This is a genomic window from Bradyrhizobium sp. MI1.10 (assembly GCF_055811035.1).
Map to the genome: position 1 here is coordinate 27946 of NZ_JBVVPN010000034.1, position 20108 is coordinate 48053.

Annotated in this window: 15 protein-coding genes; 5 read left to right on the forward strand and 10 right to left on the reverse strand. The window is 65.3% G+C overall.

Annotated elements, in window-relative coordinates; all coding sequences use genetic code 11:
- Positions 1-20: 20 nt before the first annotated feature.
- From AC0L3K_RS29280 to AC0L3K_RS29290, 3 genes are all read right to left on the reverse strand, one after another.
- The gene (locus AC0L3K_RS29280; protein WP_007597630.1) at positions 21-2102 is read right to left on the reverse strand and encodes a methyl-accepting chemotaxis protein; all 2082 of its coding nucleotides are present in this window, start codon (positions 2100-2102) and stop codon (positions 21-23) included.
- Between the two features lie 129 nt (positions 2103-2231).
- Positions 2232-3002 carry an enoyl-CoA hydratase gene (locus AC0L3K_RS29285; protein WP_473367341.1) on the reverse strand — a complete coding sequence of 257 codons (771 nt, stop codon included), beginning with the start codon at positions 3000-3002 and terminating at the stop codon, positions 2232-2234.
- Between the two features lie 11 nt (positions 3003-3013).
- A complete protein-coding gene (locus AC0L3K_RS29290) occupies positions 3014-3487 on the reverse strand; it encodes a MarR family winged helix-turn-helix transcriptional regulator (protein ID WP_473367342.1) in 474 nt (157 codons plus the stop codon).
- Positions 3488-3698: 211 nt separating this feature from the next.
- Here AC0L3K_RS29290 and AC0L3K_RS29295 point away from each other — a divergent pair, with 211 nt between their 5' ends.
- Positions 3699-5417 (forward strand): ATP-dependent Clp protease adaptor ClpS, encoded by a 1719-nt coding sequence (locus AC0L3K_RS29295; protein WP_473367350.1) that lies wholly within the window; start codon positions 3699-3701, stop codon positions 5415-5417.
- A 25-nt stretch (positions 5418-5442) separates the two neighbouring features.
- On the opposite strand, the gene AC0L3K_RS29300 is transcribed toward AC0L3K_RS29295, so the two are convergent.
- The 3 genes from AC0L3K_RS29300 to AC0L3K_RS29310 all read right to left on the reverse strand — a co-directional run bounded on the left by AC0L3K_RS29300 (position 5443) and on the right by AC0L3K_RS29310 (position 9758).
- Positions 5443-7104: a tannase/feruloyl esterase family alpha/beta hydrolase gene (locus AC0L3K_RS29300; protein WP_473367343.1), complete on the reverse strand. Its 1662-nt coding sequence runs from the start codon at positions 7102-7104 to the stop codon at positions 5443-5445.
- A 77-nt stretch (positions 7105-7181) separates the two neighbouring features.
- On the reverse strand, positions 7182-8426 hold the full coding sequence (gene serA / locus AC0L3K_RS29305; RefSeq protein ID WP_007597639.1) for a phosphoglycerate dehydrogenase: 1245 nt from the start codon (positions 8424-8426) through the stop codon (positions 7182-7184).
- Positions 8427-8525: 99 nt separating this feature from the next.
- Entirely contained in the window at positions 8526-9758 is a 1233-nt protein-coding gene (locus tag AC0L3K_RS29310; RefSeq protein ID WP_354199994.1) for a rhodanese-like domain-containing protein, read from the reverse strand.
- Between the two features lie 182 nt (positions 9759-9940).
- Here AC0L3K_RS29310 and AC0L3K_RS29315 point away from each other — a divergent pair, with 182 nt between their 5' ends.
- Entirely contained in the window at positions 9941-10609 is a 669-nt protein-coding gene (locus AC0L3K_RS29315) for a hypothetical protein (RefSeq protein ID WP_354199995.1), read from the forward strand.
- Positions 10610-10666: 57 nt separating this feature from the next.
- On the opposite strand, the gene AC0L3K_RS29320 is transcribed toward AC0L3K_RS29315, so the two are convergent.
- The 3 genes from AC0L3K_RS29320 to AC0L3K_RS29330 all read right to left on the reverse strand — a co-directional run bounded on the left by AC0L3K_RS29320 (position 10667) and on the right by AC0L3K_RS29330 (position 15339).
- Complete coding sequence (locus tag AC0L3K_RS29320) at positions 10667-11860, reverse strand: PepSY-associated TM helix domain-containing protein (RefSeq protein ID WP_473367344.1); 1194 nt, start codon at positions 11858-11860, stop codon at positions 10667-10669.
- Positions 11861-11923: 63 nt separating this feature from the next.
- Positions 11924-14248: a TonB-dependent siderophore receptor gene (locus AC0L3K_RS29325; RefSeq protein ID WP_473367345.1), complete on the reverse strand. Its 2325-nt coding sequence runs from the start codon at positions 14246-14248 to the stop codon at positions 11924-11926.
- A gap of 206 nt (positions 14249-14454) precedes the next feature.
- Entirely contained in the window at positions 14455-15339 is an 885-nt protein-coding gene (locus AC0L3K_RS29330; RefSeq protein WP_007597644.1) for a dihydrodipicolinate synthase family protein, read from the reverse strand.
- A gap of 180 nt (positions 15340-15519) precedes the next feature.
- On the opposite strand from AC0L3K_RS29330, the gene AC0L3K_RS29335 reads away from it, so the two are divergent.
- Positions 15520-16932, forward strand: coding sequence for an FAD-binding oxidoreductase (locus tag AC0L3K_RS29335; protein ID WP_354199999.1), 1413 nt, complete (start codon positions 15520-15522; stop codon positions 16930-16932).
- Positions 16933-16940: 8 nt separating this feature from the next.
- On the forward strand, positions 16941-17606 hold the full coding sequence (locus AC0L3K_RS29340) for a GntR family transcriptional regulator (RefSeq protein WP_354200000.1): 666 nt from the start codon (positions 16941-16943) through the stop codon (positions 17604-17606).
- Positions 17607-17612: 6 nt separating this feature from the next.
- On the opposite strand, the gene AC0L3K_RS29345 is transcribed toward AC0L3K_RS29340, so the two are convergent.
- Complete coding sequence (locus AC0L3K_RS29345; RefSeq protein ID WP_473367346.1) at positions 17613-17777, reverse strand: hypothetical protein; 165 nt, start codon at positions 17775-17777, stop codon at positions 17613-17615.
- 266 nt (positions 17778-18043) lie between these two features.
- On the opposite strand from AC0L3K_RS29345, the gene AC0L3K_RS29350 reads away from it, so the two are divergent.
- Positions 18044-20065, forward strand: coding sequence for a YgiQ family radical SAM protein (locus AC0L3K_RS29350; protein ID WP_354200001.1), 2022 nt, complete (start codon positions 18044-18046; stop codon positions 20063-20065).
- The last annotated feature ends 43 nt before the right edge of the window (positions 20066-20108 follow it).

Genomic DNA, 20108 nt, shown 5'->3' on the forward strand with positions numbered 1-20108 from the left:
GGGACGGAAGATTGTCGAAGCTATGCGGTCCTCACCGCGCCCAAAAAGCCCTCGACCGCGACGCGGAGACGATCGGCATCGGCGGACATTTTCGTCACGGACACCGACAGGACCGAACCGGCATTGCCTGTCTCCTGGTTGAGCCTGGCGACGCTGCCGATGGTGTCGGTGACCTCGCGGGTTCCCTGCGCGGCCTGCTGGAAGTTGCGGGAGATCTCGGTGGTGGCCGCGCGCTGCTGTTCGACGGCGGCGGCGATCGCCGTCATCTTCTCGTCGATGCCGCTGATCGCGCCGCCGATCGCGCGGATGGCAGTGACCGCCTGGCCCGTCGCGCCCTGGATCTCCGCGACCTGGCGGGAGATCTCTTCCGTCGCCGTCGCCGTCTGCGAGGCGAGGCTCTTGACCTCGCCGGCAACCACGGCGAAGCCGCGGCCGGCCTCGCCCGCGCGCGCGGCTTCGATGGTGGCGTTCAACGCCAGGAGATTGGTCTGCCCTGCGATGGCGTTGATCATCTTCACGACCTCGCCGATGCGGCCAGCGGTCTGATCGAGGATCTCGACCGTCGCATTGGTCTGCGCTGCCTGCGACACGGCCTCGCGGGCCTCGCGGGCGCTGGCCTGCACCTGCGCGGAGATCTCGCCGACGGACGCCGAGAGTTCTTCGGTCGCGGCCGCGATGGTCTCGAGATTGTTGGTGGCCTGTTCGGCGGAGGACGAGACCGCCGCGGTCTGGCTGCTCGATTCCGTAACCAGCGAGCGCACGTCGGTCGCGGTGGCATCGAGTTCCTTCGTCGAGGCCGCAACGCTGTGAATGACGGCTTGCACGGTGTCGTCGAAACTGCGGCAAGCCGCATCGACGGTGCCGGAGCGGGCGAGCTGGAGCGCCTGCTGCGCTTCGCGCTCCCGGCCCAGGCGTTCCGCGGTCGCCGCGCTCTCGCGCAGGCTTTCGAGTGCGGCCGCCATGGTGCCGAACTCGTCGGGATACCTGGATTGCGGGACGGGCGTTGCGTAGTCGCGGGCGCTGATCTTGGCGATGGCGTCCACAATGGCGCGCACCGGGCGCATGAGGCGGTTGCGGACCACGTACACGCCGGCCAGGGTCACGGCCAGCGCGAGCAGGAACGCGAGCGACTGTACGACGAGATTGGTGAGCGCCTTGGCCTGCACCGTTTCCGCCCGGACGATCGACTGGTCGAGCGCCTTGTTCGCCACCGCGACGATGGACGCGAAGGGTGACTGACACAGCGTATTCCATTCCGCGGCGGGCATCGCGGGCTTGCCGCTGCCGTCAAAATTTTTCGTGAGGTCGCCGATCTGCTTGAGGGCACCGTCGGTCGTGGCCTTTGCGTCCGTCGCTGCCGTCACCAGCTCTGCCGCCACGTCCGGCGCAGCCAGCAACTCGGCCATGCCCGCCCAGCCGGAGGCGATCGTGCCATCCCATTGCGCCACTGACCGCTTCTGAGCGTCATCGAGCGGCTTGCTGGCGTTGACGTTGGAACGAAGGGACGAACAATGGATTCCATAACGATCGCGCACCTGCCAGGCGAAGCGCCGAACCTGGATCATGCGGGCGATGAAGGGGTCGTTCATCCAGGCACGGTTCGAGACCGCGGTGGAGGCGAGATTGGCCGTGTCGATCACCTTGGTGACGGCATCATACCAGGAGTTGGTGCGCTCGATCTTGCGCTCCGCGCGCGGGCGCTTGGCTTCATCGTAGAACAGCTGGAATTGCGGCGAGGCGGCGCTCCAGCCCTGCTTCAATGTGCCAGCGAGTTCGTCGCGGCGGGCGAAATCGACGGTGGCGAGCGCAGCGCCAATCGCGTCGTAACCTCCCTGCTCAGCCTTTTCCACCTCGCCGAGTTTTGCCCGCGGGTCGTCCTCGCCGAGGATTGCGCTCTGCGCATCGCCGCGATTGTGGCGCAGCGCCAGCACGCCCTGGAAGATCGCCTTGTCGGCGGCGGCGAGCCGCGCGGTCTCCAGGCTGTCGCTATAGCGGCCGAACGCCCCAACCATCTGGATCGCCGTAGAGGCCAGCGCACCCGCGGCCAGCAGGGCCATCAAGGTCAGGAGAAGCGAACTTACCGATTTCTTAAACATTGCCATGGTGTCGGGGGCCTGAGGTCGGGGGCCTATTCTTCGGGCACCACCTTGCCCCGCGACATGCCAATGTTCCGTTAAGGTTTTAATCGAATGGGCGTGAGTTTCCGGCCCAAGGAGCCCCGGCCCCGGCCATCACGCAACCTTGGTGAAATCCGGCGGGCGGCGTTCCGCGAACGCCGTGAAGGCCTCGCGCGCCTCGGCGGTGCGCAGGCGCAGTCCGAACTGCTCGCCTTCGGCATTCATCTGCGCGACCAGCGCCTCGCCATTGCGCATCAGCTTCTTGGTGGCGGTGAGCGCGCCGGCCGGCTGACGGGCAAGACGCTGCGCCAGCGCGAGCGCCTCGGCATCGAGCTTGTCGAGCGGCACCACGCGGTTGGCGAGCCCCCATTCCAGCGCGGATTTGGCCGGCACCGTCTCGCCCAGCGCGAACATCTCGTAAGCCCGCGCATAGCCGATGCGGGCCGGCATCAGCAGACTGGAGGCGGCTTCCGGCACCAGCGCCAGGCTGACGAAGGGAGTCGACAATTGCGCGTTGTCGGCCAGTACGACGAGGTCGCAATGCAGCAGCATCGTGGCGCCGACGCCGACGGCGCGGCCCTGCACCGCGGCAACCAAGGGCCGGGTGCAGCGCGCCAGCGACTGGATGAAGCCCACCACGTTGCGGCTTCCTTCCGACTTGCCCGCTGCGACTGCGGCGAATTCGCCGACGTCGTTGCCGGCAGTGAACATGTCGCCTTCGCCGCGGATCAGGATCACGCGGGCCAACGCATCGGACTCGGCGGATTCGATGGCATCGGCAAGCTTGCCGTACATCGCATCCGTCAGTGCGTTCTTCTTGTCGGGGCGCGCCAGCGTGAGCGTAAGAATTCCGCCGTCGTTCTCGATCCGGACGTGCTCGGTCATCGGTCTCTCCTCTATTCCTCTGGATCTCTCAAAGGCTCTGTTGGAAGTTCTCTTGGAAACTTGTCCTGAATGCTCGTCAGCCAGCGCGCGACGATATCGATCTCCGCACCGGTGAATCCGTCCGTCAAGGCAGCGTTGACCTGTGCCGCGTTGGCCTTTGCCTGTGCGAGCGCTGCACGGCCCTTCGGCGTCAGCCAGATACGCCAGGCGCGCCCGTCCTCGCGATCGGCCCGTCGCTCGATCAATCTTGCAGCCGCCGTGCGATCGACGAGGCCGGAGATGCCGGCCGGCCCCAGATCGAGCGCCGTGCCCGCCTCGCCCATCAGCACACCGTCCCGCTTGCCGAGGATGAACAGGAGTCCTGCCTGCGCCGGCGTGACCTCGCTCGAAGGCTGCGCGGCCATCCAGCGCTGCAAGCGCCGCTGCGCAACGCTCAACAGGTAGATCAGCCGATGATGCCCCGCGCCGGCTTCTTTATTTCGCATGCGAAATAGATAGTCGAAGCGGTTCAGATTGTCAAAGAGCGGCGGCTAGGTCGATGTGCCGCGGCAGTCGTCGAGGAACAGGGCCGCACCAGCGCACCAGGACCTCAGCCACCAATCGCAATTAGTCGCCGCCGCCCCGCTTGACGGTCGCTTCTTTTTGTGTTCCCTATTCGTTCTATTCAATCATAGATTGTCCCGGAGACCTTTCGTGATGAACAGTATGCGTGGCGAGAACCAGCCGACCCAGCTCGTAATTCATAATGACGATGATACGCCGGACCAATTCGTGATGGATCTGCTTCGGCAGGTCTTCGGCAAATCAGATCGTGAAGCGACCGCGCTGATCACTCAGATCGAGCAGAAGGAAAAGGCGGTTTGCGGACCTTACCCTCAATCGGTTGCCGAAGCCCTTTTCAAATCTGCGCAACAATCGATCGGCCTGGCCGGCCATCGACTGCAGGTCACGCTTGAGGCCGTCAAGACTCCTTGCGAACTCTGCGGGAAGCCTGAGGGACAGATGGACGTGCGTATCGGCGACCGCACGGTCTGGCTGTGCAGCGACTGCATGCGTGCGGCGGATGAGCCCTCGAACGAACAAGAGGAAGATTTCGACTTTGCTTGCGACGTTCTCGATTGGCACCTTGCCAGCACCGCGCGCAGCAAACTCGTGACCACGATCCGCCAATTTCCCGGCCATATGCGGGTCGATCTTCAAGCCGCGGTCGACCGGCTCTTCGGCAAGGCCATCCGGCTGGTGGGATTGAACGAGGAGCAGCGCTACGAAACGCTGTCGATTCCACGGCTGCTCAAGGAGGGCCGCTATGCGATCGCGATTGCCCCGCTGCAATATTCCGACGTCGACGTAGGCGAGAAGAGCCCGGTCAAGTGTCTGGATAACGGACTATGGCTGTGTGAGCAGGATCATCTCCGCTATGCGGTTTTGCTCTGCGCACACCGCGAATACAGTCGCGAGCCCGGAATTCGAATCGAGATCCTGGTGCCTTCAGGTTCCGCAGGCGCGGCTCTGGTCCAGCAATGCTTCAGTGAATTGGAAGAAGCCGTACAGGCTGCGCGGACCTATCGCGGCAAGATCCTGTCGCTCGATGCGGACTCCGACTATCGCGGTCGCTCGCGCGGCATCACGGTGCATCGCTTGCCGCAGGTGTCGCGCGACGAGGTGATCCTGCCGGAGCAGACCCTGCGGCTGCTCGATCGCAACGTTCTGACCTTCGTCAACACCCGAGACCAATTGCGCCGGTTGGGCCAATCGACCCGCAAAGGCATCTTGCTGTACGGCCCGCCGGGCACCGGCAAGACCCACACGATCCGCTATCTCGCAACGCATTTGCCCGGGCATACGACGCTGATCATCACGGCCGAACAGATCGGTCTGCTCGGCGCCTCTATGAGCCTGGCACGGCTGCTCCAGCCGTCGATGGTGGTGATCGAGGATGTCGATCTCATCGCCCGTGACCGCGATGACATGGGGCCGTGTGAGGAATCCATGCTGAACAAGCTGCTCAACGAGATGGACGGGCTGAAGGAAGATGCCGACATCCTGTTCGTCCTGACCACCAACCGGCCGGAGGACCTCGAAGGTGCTCTCGCGGGTCGCCCCGGCCGCATCGACCAAGCCATCGAAGTGCCGCTACCCAACGAGACCGGCCGCGGCAAGCTGGTCCGGCTCTACGGCAAGGGACTGCCGCTCGACGAGGCGGTCATCGCAGAGGCTGCCCGGCGTAGCGACGGCACGAGTTGCGCCTTCATCAAGGAGCTGATGCGGCGGCTGGCGCAAGGAAGCATTGCGCGGGACGGCGGCAACACCGTGGTCTCCGCCGATATCGACGAAGCCCTCGACGACATGCTGTTCTCCGGCGGCCGGCTTAACGCGCAGCTGCTCGGCGGCGCGCAGGCAATGGCCACCGGGTGACGCTTCCTCCGACGTGGTGCGCCTGCTACGGAGCGCACATGAAGCTCGACGCCTCCGTCAGCGGGCCGCTCTTGTAGTGCGGCCAGGCCGGCCAGCGGCACAGCGGCAGCGCGCGAAGCGTCGCAAACGACGGCGCCTCGACCTTCTGCTCGGCGACTTCCAAATCGCCGGGCGCCTTGCCCTTTTCGACCCAGTCGACCAGCGCGCTCAGCATGTCGACATCGGCCGGCGCGCCGGATCCGACATGGTCGACGCCGGGCGCGGTGTAGAGCCGCGCGAATTCAGCCGTCTCGGCCTTGCCGAGCTTACGTTCGACGTTCTCGAAATAACGGATGCCGGCATAGGGGCTCTGCGCGTAGTCCGCCATGTGCTCGAGCATGATCAGCCGGCCGCCGCGAGCGCGGAAGCGGCTGAGATCGGGGTCGGTGGAATCCATCAGGCTGGAGACCTCGAGCAGCCGCGCCTTGTGCTGTTCGGGCTTGTACGTCGTCACGTCGAGCTTGGGATCGCGCGCGAACACATATTGGATGCCGCCGGCACCGTAGATCCAGGCGATGCCGTTATTGGGCGTGGGTGGCTGCGCCGGGGGCGCCGTGCCGAGCCACCACGCGACCCAGCCGCCGGTCGGGCCAACCGCCGGCGTGTCCTCGCCCGACACGCCCCAGCCCGGATAGTCGTCGAGGCCATTGGCAAGCGCGAACGGGAATTTGTAGGTCGCATGCAGGGTCTCGATTGCCTTGATCTGTGCGTCGGTGAGGCACTGATCGCCGGTCTTGCCGCTCGCGCAACGCAGCGTCTCCGCCTTGAATGCCGCCTTGCATGAAACGGGATCCTGCACCAGCGCGTCATCGGAGCCATCGGCCTTGTCGCAAGCCGCGCGCACGGCATCGCCCACAAGCTTCACCTGCGCCGGGTTGATCCAGCCGTCACCCATGGTCACGAGCCCGGAACGCGTGCCGGCATGCTGAAGGCCGACCCAGTTGATGACAGGCACGCGAGCAAAGATGCCGTCGAAATCGTCAGGATAGCGCTGTGCCATGGTGAGGCCTTCGCGGCCGCCTTCGGACGAACCCATGAAGTACATCTTCTCAGGTCTCTTGCCGTAGGCGCGCTGCATCAGCGTGACGGCGGCATCGCGCACCTTCTTGTAGGCGCGATGGGCGAAATTCTCGAAGGCTTCGTCGTTGAGCGCGAACAGCTGCGGCGGTTCGCCCGGCTTGGACTCATGACCGGAATCGGTGCCGTAGGTGACGAAGCCGCGCGCGAGCGGCGACGGCTTGTCGAAGGGATAGGCCGGCGGCAGCGTCAGGCCCGTGATCAGCACGCCGTTGAATCCGCCGCCGCCATATTGCAGCGAGCGGCCGTTCCATTCGACGGGCAGATTGACCTGAAATTTGATCGGCGGCGCCTTGGGATCGCTGGGATCGATATGGCCGAGCAGCTTGCAGAAGCCGGGATTGGCGGGCGTGACGCGCTGCGACGGCGTCGGGCCGCGTTCGGCGACGGCAAGCTGCGACGGCGCCAGCAACGTCGCCGAATCGATCTTCACGGCGTCGATGCCGCCGACGAGGCCCTTGCAGACGGTGTCCGCATCCTCGGCCAGCGTCGCCGCTGAAGCCGAATTCGCGCCGAGCACGCCCGCTGCGCCCACCAGCAATGCGCACAGTGTCACATGGATTTGCGCCATCGTTTCCCCCTGAGTTTCTGTTCGTTCCGCCAGAAGGCCGCATTCAAGGCGCCCTGCGGCCGGTCGTCAATGCAGTGCTAGTGCTCAAACACCAGCCGCGCGCCGACGGTCCCCTCGAGGCTGCGGATCTGCTGCAGCAGCGCGCCTGAATCCTGGCCGCCGAGGTCGGCATCGAGCACGACGTAACCGAGGTCGCCCGAGGTCTCCAGATACTGCGCGGCGATGTTGATGTCGCGCTGGAGGAAGACCTCGTTGAGCCGGCGCAGCATGCCGGGCACGTTGCGATGGACGTGGCTGAAGCGCGCGCCGGAGGGACGCAGATGCAACTGCACCTCCGGAAAATTCACCGCCCCCGTGGTCGAGCCGGTGATGAAAAAGTCAACCAGCTTGCGCGCCACCTCGCCGCCGATGCGCTCCTGCGCCTCCTCGGTCGAGCCGCCGATATGCGGCGTGAGGATGACATTGCCGAGGCCCTGCACCGGGCTCTTGAAGCGGTCCGAATTCGAGGACGGCTCGACCGGAAACACGTCGATGGCGGCACCCGCGAGATGACCGTCGCGCAGAGCCCCCGCCAGCGCATCGAGATCGACGACGGTGCCGCGGCTGTTGTTGATCAGGAGGGAGCCGGGCTTCATCGCCCGCAGCTCCTTCTCACCGATCATCCCGGCGGTCTCCGGCGTCTCCGGCACGTGCAGGCTGACGACGTCGCTCTGCGCCAGCAGCTCTTCCAGCTTCTCGACCGGCTCGGTGTTGCCGTGGCGGAGCTTGTCGGTGCGGTCGAAATAGATCACGCGCATGCCGATCGCTTCGGCCAGCGTCGAGAGCTGCGAGCCGATATTGCCGTAGCCGATGATGCCAAGGGTGCGGCCGCGCACTTCGCGGCTACCGGTCGCCGACTTGTCCCAGCCGCCCTCATGGGCCGACACCGAGCGCGGGAAGATGCGCCGCAGCAGCATCACGATCTCGCCGATCACGAGCTCGGCGACGCTCCGCGTGTTCGAGAACGGCGCGTTGAACACCGGAATGCCGCGCTTGCGCGCCGCCAGCAGATCGACCTGGTTGGTACCGACGCTGAAGCAGCCGACGGCGAGAAGCTGGTCGGCTGCTTCCAGCACCTCATCGGTGATCTGGGTGCGCGAGCGAATGCCGAGCAGCGACACGCCCTTGAGCGCCCGCCGCAAATCCTCGCCGTCCAGCGCCTTGGTCAGGCGCTCGACATTGGTGAAACCCGCCGTTCTGAACAGGTCCACGGCGCTGTCGTTGACGCCTTCGAGCAGCAGCGCCTTCGCGCTCCGCTCAGGGCTTTGGCCTGGGACTGGCATGAAATCTCCGTGGGTCACAGCTTCGCCGCAGCTCATAGACCGCGGGGGATGCGCAGCACAATAGGGTTCGGATACGGGGAGAAGATGGCGGAGCGGTCGTCAGATCACATAAAACCCGTGCGTTCCGTCAAGCCGCAACTGATCGACCAGACCATACTCCCAGTCGAGATAGGCCTGCATCGCGCGCTCGTCGACGCCGGTGCCCTCATAGGGGCGGCGGTAGCGGTGGGCTGGGTCGGGCTTGGGCAGGACGTGCGGCGGACCGATTTCGAGTGCGCCGTCATAGCCGCCTTCCCGCACATAGACCTCCCAGCCCATCTGCGCGAGCCAGGACGCCGTCATGTCGGCGCGGACGCCCCTGTCGTCGGTCAGCACGATGCGCGCGCCGCGCACTGGTGCTGCCATATCGGTCTCCTGGACGAGCTGGCCGCCAGGATAGTGGCGAAACCCCGGGAGATGACCTGCGGCATATTCCTCCGCGTCACGCACGTCGAAGCGATAGAGCGTGCGATCGGCCTGCGCGACAAGCGAAGTCATCTCGCTCGCGCCGATATGGCGGACACCGGCGCGATAGGCGACGTCGCGCGCATTGGCCGGGCCGCCCTCGAACGGTCCGATTGCGCCACGCCGGTCGGCACCATGGTCGAGCGTATGCCGCGCCAACGTCCAGCCGATGGTGCCGTTGCGCAGTGCCCGGACTTTGTTCGGCACGCCGGCATTGATCAGCGATTGGGTGCCGATGATCGAGCGGGTGCGGCCGGCGCAATTGACGATGATGGTGGTCTCGGCATCGGGTGCCGCCTGCCCTGCCCGCAGCACCAGCTCCGCGCCGGGCACGCTGACCGAGCCCGGGATGTTCATGGTGGCATATTCGTCGAAGCGGCGAACGTCGATGATGGCGATGTTGGCCTTGTCCGCGATGAGTTTTGCCACCTCGTCGGCACTGAACGACGGCGTGTGCCTGCGCGATTCGACCAGCTCGCCAAAGGCTTTTGAGTAGGAGTTGACGTCCTCGAACACCTGATAGCCCGCGTCGCGCCAGGCCTTCAGCCCGCCATCGAGCGCGCGGACGTTGGTATAGCCGAGCGCGGCCAGCCGCTCGGCGCCGGCAGTGACCAATCCCTCGCCGTCGTCATAGAGCACGATCGGCACATTTTTGCGCGGCAGCCTGACCTCGGCTTCGATCTCGATCCGATCGGCGGCCAAATTGGCGGCGAACAATGGATGTCCCGTCGCGAAACCAGCCTCGTGCCTGAGATCGAGCAGCGCGATCTCCTCGCGAAGCAGCAGCGCGCGGCGAATGTCGGCGGGGGTGACGGTGGTGAGCTTCATGGGGTAGGCAACCTTGGGAGACTTGAACGGGACTGGTTCTTGAATGATTGCCGGCCGGTTGGCCAGCCCGATCCGGGGCATGGCCCCGCCCGGCGGCGCGCCCGCCCTGGCCCCTCGCTGAAAAATCGTTTCGTATGCCGCGCTTGGGGGCTAGAGTTTCCAAATCGTCTGGGGGGCGCAATATGAAAATGTTGAAATTCCTGGTGATATTTCTGGCGCTTCCGGGCGTCGCCATGGCCGCGCTCACCAATGCCGAACGCAAATCGCAATTCGAGCGGGCAATGGCCTCGATCATGGCCGCAGCGACGCCGGCCGTACACCCAACGCTTCGCGACACGCTGATCAAGGACTATCTCGCCTGCAAACCCAACAAGGGACAGGCCGTGGAGCTCATCCGCGCAAGCTATTTTCGCTCCTGCGAGCATGAAGACCCGTCTGTCACCGGCGACCGCTCGCTCGAAGCGTGTCAGCTCCGCTACGGCAAGCCATGCGCCCTGCTGGCCGTCAACGAGGAAATCGTCGCCGAAGGCGAGCTCGCGTCGAGAGACATGCCGCGGCTGCACTATGCAGGCAAGTACGACTTGTCGCAGATTCCGATCATCCGGCGGATCACGCGACAGCGCCCTGACGTGCAGAACTACGACAAGGCCATGGAGACCAAGGCGATCGCGATCCATCCCTGGGGCAAACTATTCATCTCGGCAGGGGATCCCAGCCTGAAAGACGCCCAGACCTCCGCGTTGGCGAAATGCAACAGCGATCCCGCGCGGAACGGCCGAGATGGCGGCTGCTTCGTCTACGCCATCAACAACGACATCGTCATTGACGAACGGCGCATGCAGGCGAAGTGACATGAGGGCGGCAGGTCAGCCGGGCGACCCCAAGCCGTGTCGAAGCAGTTCGTCCGTTCACTCGCCCGGCACGAGCCGGCCGAGCCGCGGCTGCACAGGGCGCCGCATCCTGCGGCGCGACAAATAGAGCAGGACGCCGGTGACCGCGAACAGCGGCATCAGCGCAGCCGCGACCATGAACGCGAGCTTGCCGGGCCAACCCAGAATCGCACCGCGGTGGATGTCGAGCACATTCGCGATGATCTTCTCGCCGAACGTCTTGTCGGCGTAGCGTTCCGCAGAGACCAACTGACCGGTCACGGCGTCGATGCGGAGTTCGTCGCGGGTAGTATCGAGGGTGGAGTCTTTCCCCCAGGAGCGGATCCGTATCACCGTGCCCGGACCGGCGGGCAGCGTCAGTAACGCCTTGGAGAAGCGGCTGCCCTCTTCGTGCAGGAAGGCGGCCCACGCGCGATCAAAGCCGATCGGCTGCGCCGTCTCGCCGGCGCCGGTGGCACGCGACGCCTTTGTGGGCATCTTGGGCTGCATCTTAGCGGCGGCGACTTGCGGCCGCGACAGCAACCAGACGACGCCATCCTTGTACCAGTCGAACGAGTACCAGAGCCCGGTGAGCGTCATCACCAGATAGACCGGCAGGACCCAGGTGCCGATCACCGCATGCAGCGACCGATGCAGCCCGCGCCCGCTGAGCCGGACATTGGGCTTCAGCCACATCTTCACGCTGCCTGCACGCCGCGGCCAGCGCAGCACGAGGCCCGAGATGAGCATCACGATCAAGCCGAGCGCGGCCACGCCCGTGATCTGACGCCCCCAGCCCTTGGCGTCGCCGGGAATCAACAGCCAGCGATGCAGCTTGCGCACGGTCGCGAAAAACTCTTCGCCGCGCGGTGCGCCCAACACGCGCGCGTCATAGGGATCGACATAGAGCGAGGACGGCCGCGCGCCTCGTTCGTCGCGGGCGAAGCGCACATGCACCGCGGCGGACGGATCACTTGCTAGCGTCACGGCGGAGACCTTGCCGACATCCTGCGCCGCAGTCAGGCGCGCAACCAGTTCGTCCGGCATCAGCGCCGCTGCCTGGCGCGGCGCGACCTGCATGATGCCGCGGTTCAGATAGTCGCCGATCTCGTCCTCGAAACTCATGATCGCACCGGTCAGCGCGATCACAGCGAGTAGCAGCGCGAGCGCGAGGCCCGCGATGGAATGGACCTGAAGCAGAACGGCCTTGATCGCGCGCCAGCACTCATGCATCGGCGCCGGCCCTTCTGGTCTGCACGACCGGGAAATCGGCTTCCTCGCGCCACACCGTCATCGCTAGAACTTCACCGTCGCCGACAGGGATATCCTGCGCGCGTCGCCGATCGCGACGTTCAGAGCGTTTCCGGTGGTGGACGTATAGTAGACCTTGTCGAACAGGTTCTTGACGTTGAATTGATAGGTCACCGGCAGATTGTCGATCTTGGTGTCGTAAGTCGCAAAGATGTCCGCGACGGTATAGGCCGGCAGGAAGAACGTGTTGAGGGAGTCGCCCGGTCGGTCACCGACATAGTGCGCGCCGCCGCCGAGCCGCAGACGTCCGGGCAGCGCATCGCCGAAATCATAGACGAGATAGAGCGAAGCCGTGTTCATGGCGGCGTTCAGGAGCTTGGCGTTACCGACAGCGGGATCATTGATCAGCCGGGCATCGGTATACCCATAACTGCCGATCAGGCTCCATTGATCAGTCAGTTTGCCGGTCACGTCCAATTCGACGCCGCGCGACTTGGCCGCGCCAGAGGCGCGCGCCGCCGACTTGCCTCCGCCGATGTCATCCAGCACCAGGACATTCTTCTTCTGGATGTCGTAGACGGCCAGGGTGCCCGACAGCCGCTTGTTGACATCGAACTTCAGACCGGTTTCCCATTGCGTTCCTTCTTCGGGCGCGATGGTGGAGTCGACGACAAAGCCGGAGGTGAACGCTGCGATGACCGATGTCGGCTTCAACGACTGCGTATAGCTCACGTAGTAGGAGAGCTGATCGTTCAGCTTGAAGATGACGCCGCCGAGCGGCAGCACCTTGTCACCCGCCAAATTAGTGTTTGTGATGAAGTTCGGCCGGCCTTTTCCGGCGAGCTGCTCGTATTCCATCCAGCGCACGCCTCCGACCACGGACAGCCAGTTGGTCAGATGGAAGGTGTCCTGAGCGAAGAAGCCGCGGGTGCCGAGCTTGTCAGTCTGTTCGCTGTCCGTTGGCGAAACAGCCGTGCCCGGCGAGATCAGTCCGTAGACCGGGTTGTAGAAATTGAAGCTCGGGGTCGCCTGACGGATCAAGTCGTGGCGATCGATCGTGCGATACAGCGCCTCGCCACCGAACAGGATCTCGTTGCGGAAGCCGCCCACCCACACGTCACCCTGTAAATAGGAGGTGCCGTAACTGGCGTTGCTCAGCGAGTTCTGGGTGCCGTCATTGCTGCGGGTCTCCACACCGCTCTTGGCGTTGACGCCGGTGATGCGAAGCTGATTGGCGCTATATGTTTCGGTGTTGTAGCTATAGGCCGCCGTGACCTTCCAATTGTCGTCGAGCTTCTGCTCGACCGAGGCCTGCACCAGGTCGGAGGTGCCCCACATGTTGTTGAAGGGCTCGTCGAGCCGGCGCGTCTTCGGGATCGCCAGCGGAGCGCCGTTGACGAACGCGGTGCCGCGGTCGAACGGAGTGATGAATTCGCGGTGCTCATAGGTGAGCTGGACCGTCCTGGTGTCGCCGTACCAGGCGAGCGACGGGTTGACCAGCATTTCCCTGTGGCGGCCGAAATTGCGCCAATAGTCCTCGCTGACGCCGTAGCCGATGAAACGATAGGCGAGACCGCCGTCGCCGATCGGACCGGTGATGTCGAGCGTGCCGTCAGCGCCGCTGCGGTTGTTCGCGAAGGTCGAGCCGAGCAGCGTGACCGAGCCGTGCTGATAGAGCTCCGGACGCTTGCTGATGGTGTTGACGATGCCGCCGGGATCCATGATGCCGTAAAGCAGCGAGGCCGGCCCCTTCAGCACCTCGACGCTGTCGACGGCTGCATTCAGGCTGCGCCCCTGCACCAGGGGCATGCCGTTGCGCATGATCGAGCCGTCGCGGTTGTCGCCGAATCCGCGACGGATCACGGCGTCCTGGGTGCCGGCGAGCGTGTTGGTCTGGGTGATGCCGGAGATATTGACGAGCGCATCGTCGATGTTGCGCGGAAGCTGGTCCTTCAACACCTGCGCGGGTACGACGTTGACGGCCTGCGAGGTGTCGAGCGGCGAGGCGCCGCTGCGCAACGTGGTTGCGCTCGGCATCGCGCGGTAGCCGAGCTTGGCGGCCTGTTGCGCGGCGGCTTCCGCGGCGGCGCGCTCCGAGAGCGTCGGCGCTGCGGGTGCTGGATTGTGATTGCGCTGGCGCGCGGCGGTTTGCGTGCGGCGCGGAGACTGGTCCGATGCACGCGCCGCTTTCGGCCGCGGAGCCGGCGCTTCCACCGTCACCGGCGGAAGTGCGGATTGGGCCTGCGCGGTCGCCGAGCTGGAGAGAAATTCGGCGAGCAGCACGGCCGCTCCAATGAGAAGACCCGCGCGGCTCTCGCCGGCAAGCGTTCGACGGCCGCTGACGCGCTGGCCGTCCAGATAGACACGCACTTTCGATTCACTTCCAAGTCAGACGCAGAAGCTGGCGCGTCTAACAGCCGCTGTTCGTGAAGAGAACCGCAAGCGAACTTGAATCGCTCTAGTGTTGAAGGGTTCTAGATTCCGATCCCGCTGTTCGGCAATCTTCGATTGATTGCGCAGCGAGCGCGACACGCAGCGCGCGAATTTGCGGCAACGTGTCGCGGTTTTGCGCGATCTCACGCGATGGCGGGAGCCGTCAGCTCGTCGAGCTTCCGCTTGAGCACGGTGCCGTCGGATAAGGCCCGGAGCGGCGGCCGCACACGCAGCCAGCTCGCATCGCCCGTCTGTGCCGCGAGGATGGCTTTCAGCGTCGTGAGGAAGGATGGCGATTTCACCACGATGTCCACGGCAGCCTGCATGCGTGCTTCGACATCCTTGCCGTCGATCATGGCCTTGACCAGCTCCGGCGCGATGTTGGCCATGCCGCAGATGGTGCCGGCGCCGCCGGCGGCGATCGCGCGGGTGATGTCAACCTCGTTGCCGACGGTGATGGCGAGCTCAGGAGCGGCGGCGCGGAACGCCTGGAACTGCTTGAAGTCGCCGCTGGAGTCTTTCAGGCCTGCAACGACCTTGCCGTGGCGCTTGCGCAAATTCGCGGCGACGCTCGTCGGGATCGCGACACCCGAGATCTGCGGGATATGATAGAGATAGGCGCGCAGGCGATCGTCGGCGACGCCGTCGAGGATCGCCGCAAAGGCATCCTCGATGCCTTCAGGGGTGACGCTGCGGTCGAAGTAAGGCGGCAGATACAGCGCGTGACGCAGACCGAGGCCGAGCACGGCGCGCGTCAGTGCGATGCTGTCGCTGATCGCGGGGAAGCCGCCGCCGATTCCAATTCGGTCCGGCGCGACGCCGGCCTTGAGCACGGCCTCGATGGTCGCGACCCGCTCGGCGACATTGAACGAGGTACCCTCGCCGGTGGTGCCGAACAGCACGACACCGTCGACGCCCTTGCCGAAGAGTTGCTTGGCGTGGGCCGCGAGCTTGGCGGAGTCCACGCTGCCGTCGGCGGCAAGCGGCGTCGCCGACGCCACCCAGAACCCGCGAATTGCCTCCGTCATCACACCATCCGTTGCTGTGGCTTCGGACCACGCCTCTGATCTCGGACGATCGAACCAGGGGCTTGGCAAGCCTTGTTTTTGCTTTACTTTCCGTCTTGTACCTTACATACAACAAAGGCGCAAATCCTTTCCATCGTCATGGCGCGCATGACACGCAGCCAGATTCCGAGGAGGTCTCGCATGGACATGGTGACCCCCGTCGAGCGGCCCGCCCAGTTGCTCGGCGCCTTGCGCGACAGGCTCGGCGCGGCTGCTGTGCTTGTCGGCACCGACGTGCCCGCGCGCAATTGCAACGACTGGAGCGCGAGCCTGCCGCAAACGCCGCTCGCGGTAATCCGCCCGGTCGACGCGCAAGGCGTTGCGGATGCGATCGCGACTTGCCGGCAGGCACATCTGCCGTTCGTGCCGCAGGGCGGATTGACCGGGCTGTGCCGCGGCGCATCGCCTGAGGCAGGCTGGGTCGCGATCTCGCTGGAGCGCATGAGCGGCATCGAGGAGATCGATCACGCCTCGATGACGATGACGGTGAAAGCAGGCACGCCGCTTCAGACGATCCAGCAGGCGGCCGACGAAGCCGGCTTCTTCTTTCCGCTCGATCTCGGCTCGCGCGGCTCCTGCGCGATCGGCGGCAACCTCTCGACCAATGCCGGCGGCAACCGCGTGATCCGCTACGGCATGACGCGCGAGCTGGTGCTCGGGCTCCAAGTCGTGCTGCCCGACGGCACCATCATCACCAGCCTCAACAAGCTGATGAAGAACAATGCCGGCTATGACCTGAAGCATCTGTTCATCGGCTCGGAAGGCACGCTCGGCATCATCACCCGCGTGGTGCTGCGGCTGTTTCCAAAACCGCGCTCGACCATGGCCGCGCTCTGCGCGCTCGAGGACTATGCCGCGGTGATCGCGCTGCTCGGCGCCGCGCGAAGCGGGCTCGGCCCGCTGCTGTCGGCATTCGAGGTGATGTGGCCGGACTATTGGGACGTCATTACGACTCGCGCCGGCATCAAGCCGCCGGTCGCCACAGGCCACGGCCTCTACGTGCTAGTCGAAGCGCAAGGCACCGACGAGAGCCTCGACGCACCGCGGTTCCAAAGCTGGCTCGAAGAGCTGATGGAGCGCGGCCTGCTCGCCGACGCTGCCGTGGCGCAATCGCTGGGGCAGACGCAGAGCTTCTGGCGCGTGCGCGACATCTGCGCCGAGTTCGGCCAAGTGCTGGGGCCGCACATCTCCTACGATATCGGGCTCGCCGTGGCGCGGATGGACGAGTTCGTCACGCGCTGCAAGGCCGCGCTGGCGGACGGCATCGACGGATGCGAGAGCGTCTATTACGGCCATATCGGCGACGGCAATCTGCATCTCGTCTCCTGGGTGACCGGCCTTGCCGTCGAGCAGCAGCCGAAGGAAGCGATGGACGCGATCATCTACGGTCTCGTGCGCGAGATGGGCGGCAGCGTCTCCGCCGAGCACGGTATCGGCACCTTGAAGAAGAAGTGGCTGGGTCATGCCAGGAGCGAGGCCGAGATCGCGCTGATGCGGACGCTGAAGGCCGCGCTCGATCCCGATCATCTGCTCAACCCCGGCAAGGTGATCTGAGAGAGCCGATGCGATCGCTGAAGCTCGATGCACCGAAATCGCTGTCGCAGCGGGTGATGCAGCGGCTGCGCCAAGCCATCATCGACGGCGAGTTCGCGCTCGGCGCCGCCATCTCCGAGGAGATGGTGGCCAACTCCTTCGGCGTCAGCCGCACCCCGGTGCGCGAGGCGATGGGCCAGCTGCAGGCGCAGGGCCTCGTCGTGATCCGGCCGCAGGTCGGCAGTTTTGTCTTCACGCCAAGCGCCGAAGACATCACCGCGCTCTGCACTTTCAGGATCGCGCTGGAGCCCAAGGCCGCCGAGCTCGCCTTCCACCATGATCGCGAGGGTGCGACCGCGACGATGAGCGAGGCGATCACGGCGATGGAGCCGGCGATTGCAGCCCGGGACAATATCGCCTACGGGCGCGCCGATGCCGCTTTCCACGAGGCGCTGTTCGCCCATTGCGGCAACCGCTATCTCGCCGAATCCTATCAGCTCGCATCCAGCCGCGTCGCTGCACTCCGCACCAATTTGACTTCGCCGATCGACGTGCGCACCCGCACGTCCTTCGACGAGCATCGCAAGCTGCTCGATCTGTTCGCGCGCGGCGAGTTTGCCGCCTTCGCGACGCTGATGACCACGCACGTCACCAATTCGGGCGTGGTCTACGCAAGAGCACTGCAGGTGGATTGAGCGCTGCTACCGCGCACCTTTCGTGCCGGGCCTGTCCAGAAAATCCAGCGCGGTGTTGATCTGTTCGAGCTGGTGCTCGATTTTGTCGCGGTCCTCGACCGTGGGCGCCCTCTCGAGCTGCTCAACGAGCTTCTGCTTTCGGAGCAGCAAGTTCTCTATGACTGTACTCACGGCTCCCCCATCCGCCCGAGGCGAACATCGAGGCGATACTAGATCCCGGGCGCGAGCGCGCGCCAGCCGGGCCGGCGCAAACCCTGCATCAGAATGTTCGCGAGGGCAGTTGGTTCCTGCGTGTGACCCGAGAAGGTGCACACAGCTGATGGCTGCGTTCGCGAACGGTTAACGCGGTCGCACGCCTGGGCTGCCGGCCACGGAACCGGATCTTTCACGTGCCCGTCGGTTGTATTCGCCGTCCCGGAGTCCTATGCGTATGCGCCATGGACATCCAGATCATCGCCGCCGAAAAACCCCTGATGGCGCAGGCACGCCCGCGCAAGCCGGCGCCGTTCCTCCCCATGAGCCGCGCCGAGATGGATGCGCTCGGCTGGGATGCCTGCGACATCGTGCTGGTGACGGGCGATGCCTATGTCGACCATCCCAGCTTCGGCATGGCCATCATCGGCCGCCTGCTGGAGGCGCAGGGCTTTCGGGTCGGCATCATCTCGCAGCCGGACTGGCATTCGGCCGAGCCGTTCAAGGCACTGGGCAAGCCAAAGGTGTTCTTCGGCGTCACCGGCGGCAACATGGACTCCATGGTGAACCGCTACACCGCGGACCGCCGCATACGCAGCGACGACGCCTATACCGCGGGCGGCGAAGGCGGCAAGCGGCCGGACCGCTGCACCGTCGTCTATGCGCAGCGTTGCCGCGAGGCGTTCAAGGGCGTCCCGGTCGTGCTCGGCGGCATCGAGGCCTCGCTGCGCCGGATCGCGCATTACGATTACTGGTCCGACAAGGTGCGCCGCTCGGTGCTGGCCGACGCCAAGGCGGACCTGCTTCTCTACGGCAATGCCGAGCGCGCCGTGGTCGAAGTGGCCAACCGTCTTGCCGCCGGCGAGGCGCCGCGCGAGCTCGACGACATCAGGGGCGTCGCGCTGTTCCGCCGCGTGCCTGAGGACTATGTCGAACTGCACGCCGACGATCTCGATTCCGCCGACGAGGGCGCTTCGCGGACGAAAGGCTTGACCGTGATCCGGCTGCCGGCGCTGGAGCAAGTCGAGCAGGACAAGGAAGCCTATGCGCGCGCGTCACGCGTGCTGCACCGGGAGAGCAATCCCGGCAATGCGCGACCGCTGGTGCAGCGCCACGGCGATCGCGACCTCTGGCTCAACCCGCCGCCGATCCCGCTGACCAGCGACGAGATGGACGCGGTCTACGATCTTCCCTACGCGCGCGCTCCGCATCCGTCCTACGGTGACGCAAAGATCCCGGCGTGGGACATGATCAAATTCTCGGTAACGATCATGCGCGGCTGTTTTGGCGGCTGCACCTTCTGCTCGATCACCGAGCACGAGGGCCGCATCATCCAGAACCGCTCCGAGGGCTCGATCCTGCGCGAGATCGAAAAGATCCGCGACAAGACGCCCGGCTTCACCGGCGTCATCTCGGACATCGGCGGTCCCACCGCCAACATGTACCGGATGGCGTGCAAGGACCCGAAGGTCGAGGCCGCGTGCCGGCGGCCGTCCTGCGTCTTCCCCGAGATCTGCCCGAACCTCAACACCTCGCACGACGATCTGATCCGGCTTTATCGCAAGGTGCGCGAGACCAAGGGCATCAAGAAGGTGATGGTGGCCTCCGGCGTGCGCTACGACCTCGCGGTCGAGAGCCCCGAATACATCAAGGAGCTCGTCACCCATCACGTCGGTGGTTATCTCAAGATCGCGCCCGAACATACCGAGCGCGGGCCGCTCGACAAGATGATGAAGCCCGGCATCGGCGCCTACAACCAGTTCAAGCGGATGTTCGATGCGGCGGCCGAACAGGCCGGCAAGAAATACTATCTGATCCCGTATTTCATCGCGGCGCATCCGGGCACGACCAACGAGGACATGATGAACCTCGCGCTGTGGCTGAAGAAGAACCGCTATCGCGCGGATCAAGTGCAGACCTTCCTGCCCTCGCCGATGGCGACCGCAACTGCGATGTACCACACCGGCGTCAACCCGCTGCGCGGCGTGCGGCGCGGCGGCAGCGACAAGGTCGAGGCCATCAAGGGCCTGCGCCAGCGCCGCCTGCACAAGGCGTTCCTGCGCTATCACGACCCCGACAATTGGCCGGTGCTGCGCGAGGCTCTGAAAGAGATGGGCCGCGCCGATCTGATCGGCTCCCGCCCCGACCAGCTGGTCCCCGCGCACCAGCCACCCGGCACCGGCAAGGCCGCCGGCACACGGCGGCCGGTTCGTCCCGGCGACAAGACGCAGCGGTTCACGACCAAGAATCTGCGGGTGATGAAGTAGCGGACCGGATGATGTCCGGTTCATCCTCGCACCGTCGTGCCCT

Coding starts and splice junctions, on each gene's coding strand:
- AC0L3K_RS29280 (WP_007597630.1), bottom strand. CDS start 2,102: ATGGCAATGTTTAAGAAATCGGTAAGTTCGCTTCTCCTGACCTTGATG.
- AC0L3K_RS29285 (WP_473367341.1), bottom strand. CDS start 3,002: ATGACCGAGCACGTCCGGATCGAGAACGACGGCGGAATTCTTACGCTC.
- AC0L3K_RS29290 (WP_473367342.1), bottom strand. CDS start 3,487: ATGCGAAATAAAGAAGCCGGCGCGGGGCATCATCGGCTGATCTACCTG.
- AC0L3K_RS29295 (WP_473367350.1), top strand. CDS start 3,699: ATGAACAGTATGCGTGGCGAGAACCAGCCGACCCAGCTCGTAATTCAT.
- AC0L3K_RS29300 (WP_473367343.1), bottom strand. CDS start 7,104: ATGGCGCAAATCCATGTGACACTGTGCGCATTGCTGGTGGGCGCAGCG.
- serA (WP_007597639.1), bottom strand. CDS start 8,426: ATGCCAGTCCCAGGCCAAAGCCCTGAGCGGAGCGCGAAGGCGCTGCTG.
- AC0L3K_RS29310 (WP_354199994.1), bottom strand. CDS start 9,758: ATGAAGCTCACCACCGTCACCCCCGCCGACATTCGCCGCGCGCTGCTG.
- AC0L3K_RS29315 (WP_354199995.1), top strand. CDS start 9,941: ATGAAAATGTTGAAATTCCTGGTGATATTTCTGGCGCTTCCGGGCGTC.
- AC0L3K_RS29320 (WP_473367344.1), bottom strand. CDS start 11,860: ATGCATGAGTGCTGGCGCGCGATCAAGGCCGTTCTGCTTCAGGTCCAT.
- AC0L3K_RS29330 (WP_007597644.1), bottom strand. CDS start 15,339: ATGACGGAGGCAATTCGCGGGTTCTGGGTGGCGTCGGCGACGCCGCTT.
- AC0L3K_RS29335 (WP_354199999.1), top strand. CDS start 15,520: ATGGACATGGTGACCCCCGTCGAGCGGCCCGCCCAGTTGCTCGGCGCC.
- AC0L3K_RS29340 (WP_354200000.1), top strand. CDS start 16,941: ATGCGATCGCTGAAGCTCGATGCACCGAAATCGCTGTCGCAGCGGGTG.
- AC0L3K_RS29350 (WP_354200001.1), top strand. CDS start 18,044: ATGGACATCCAGATCATCGCCGCCGAAAAACCCCTGATGGCGCAGGCA.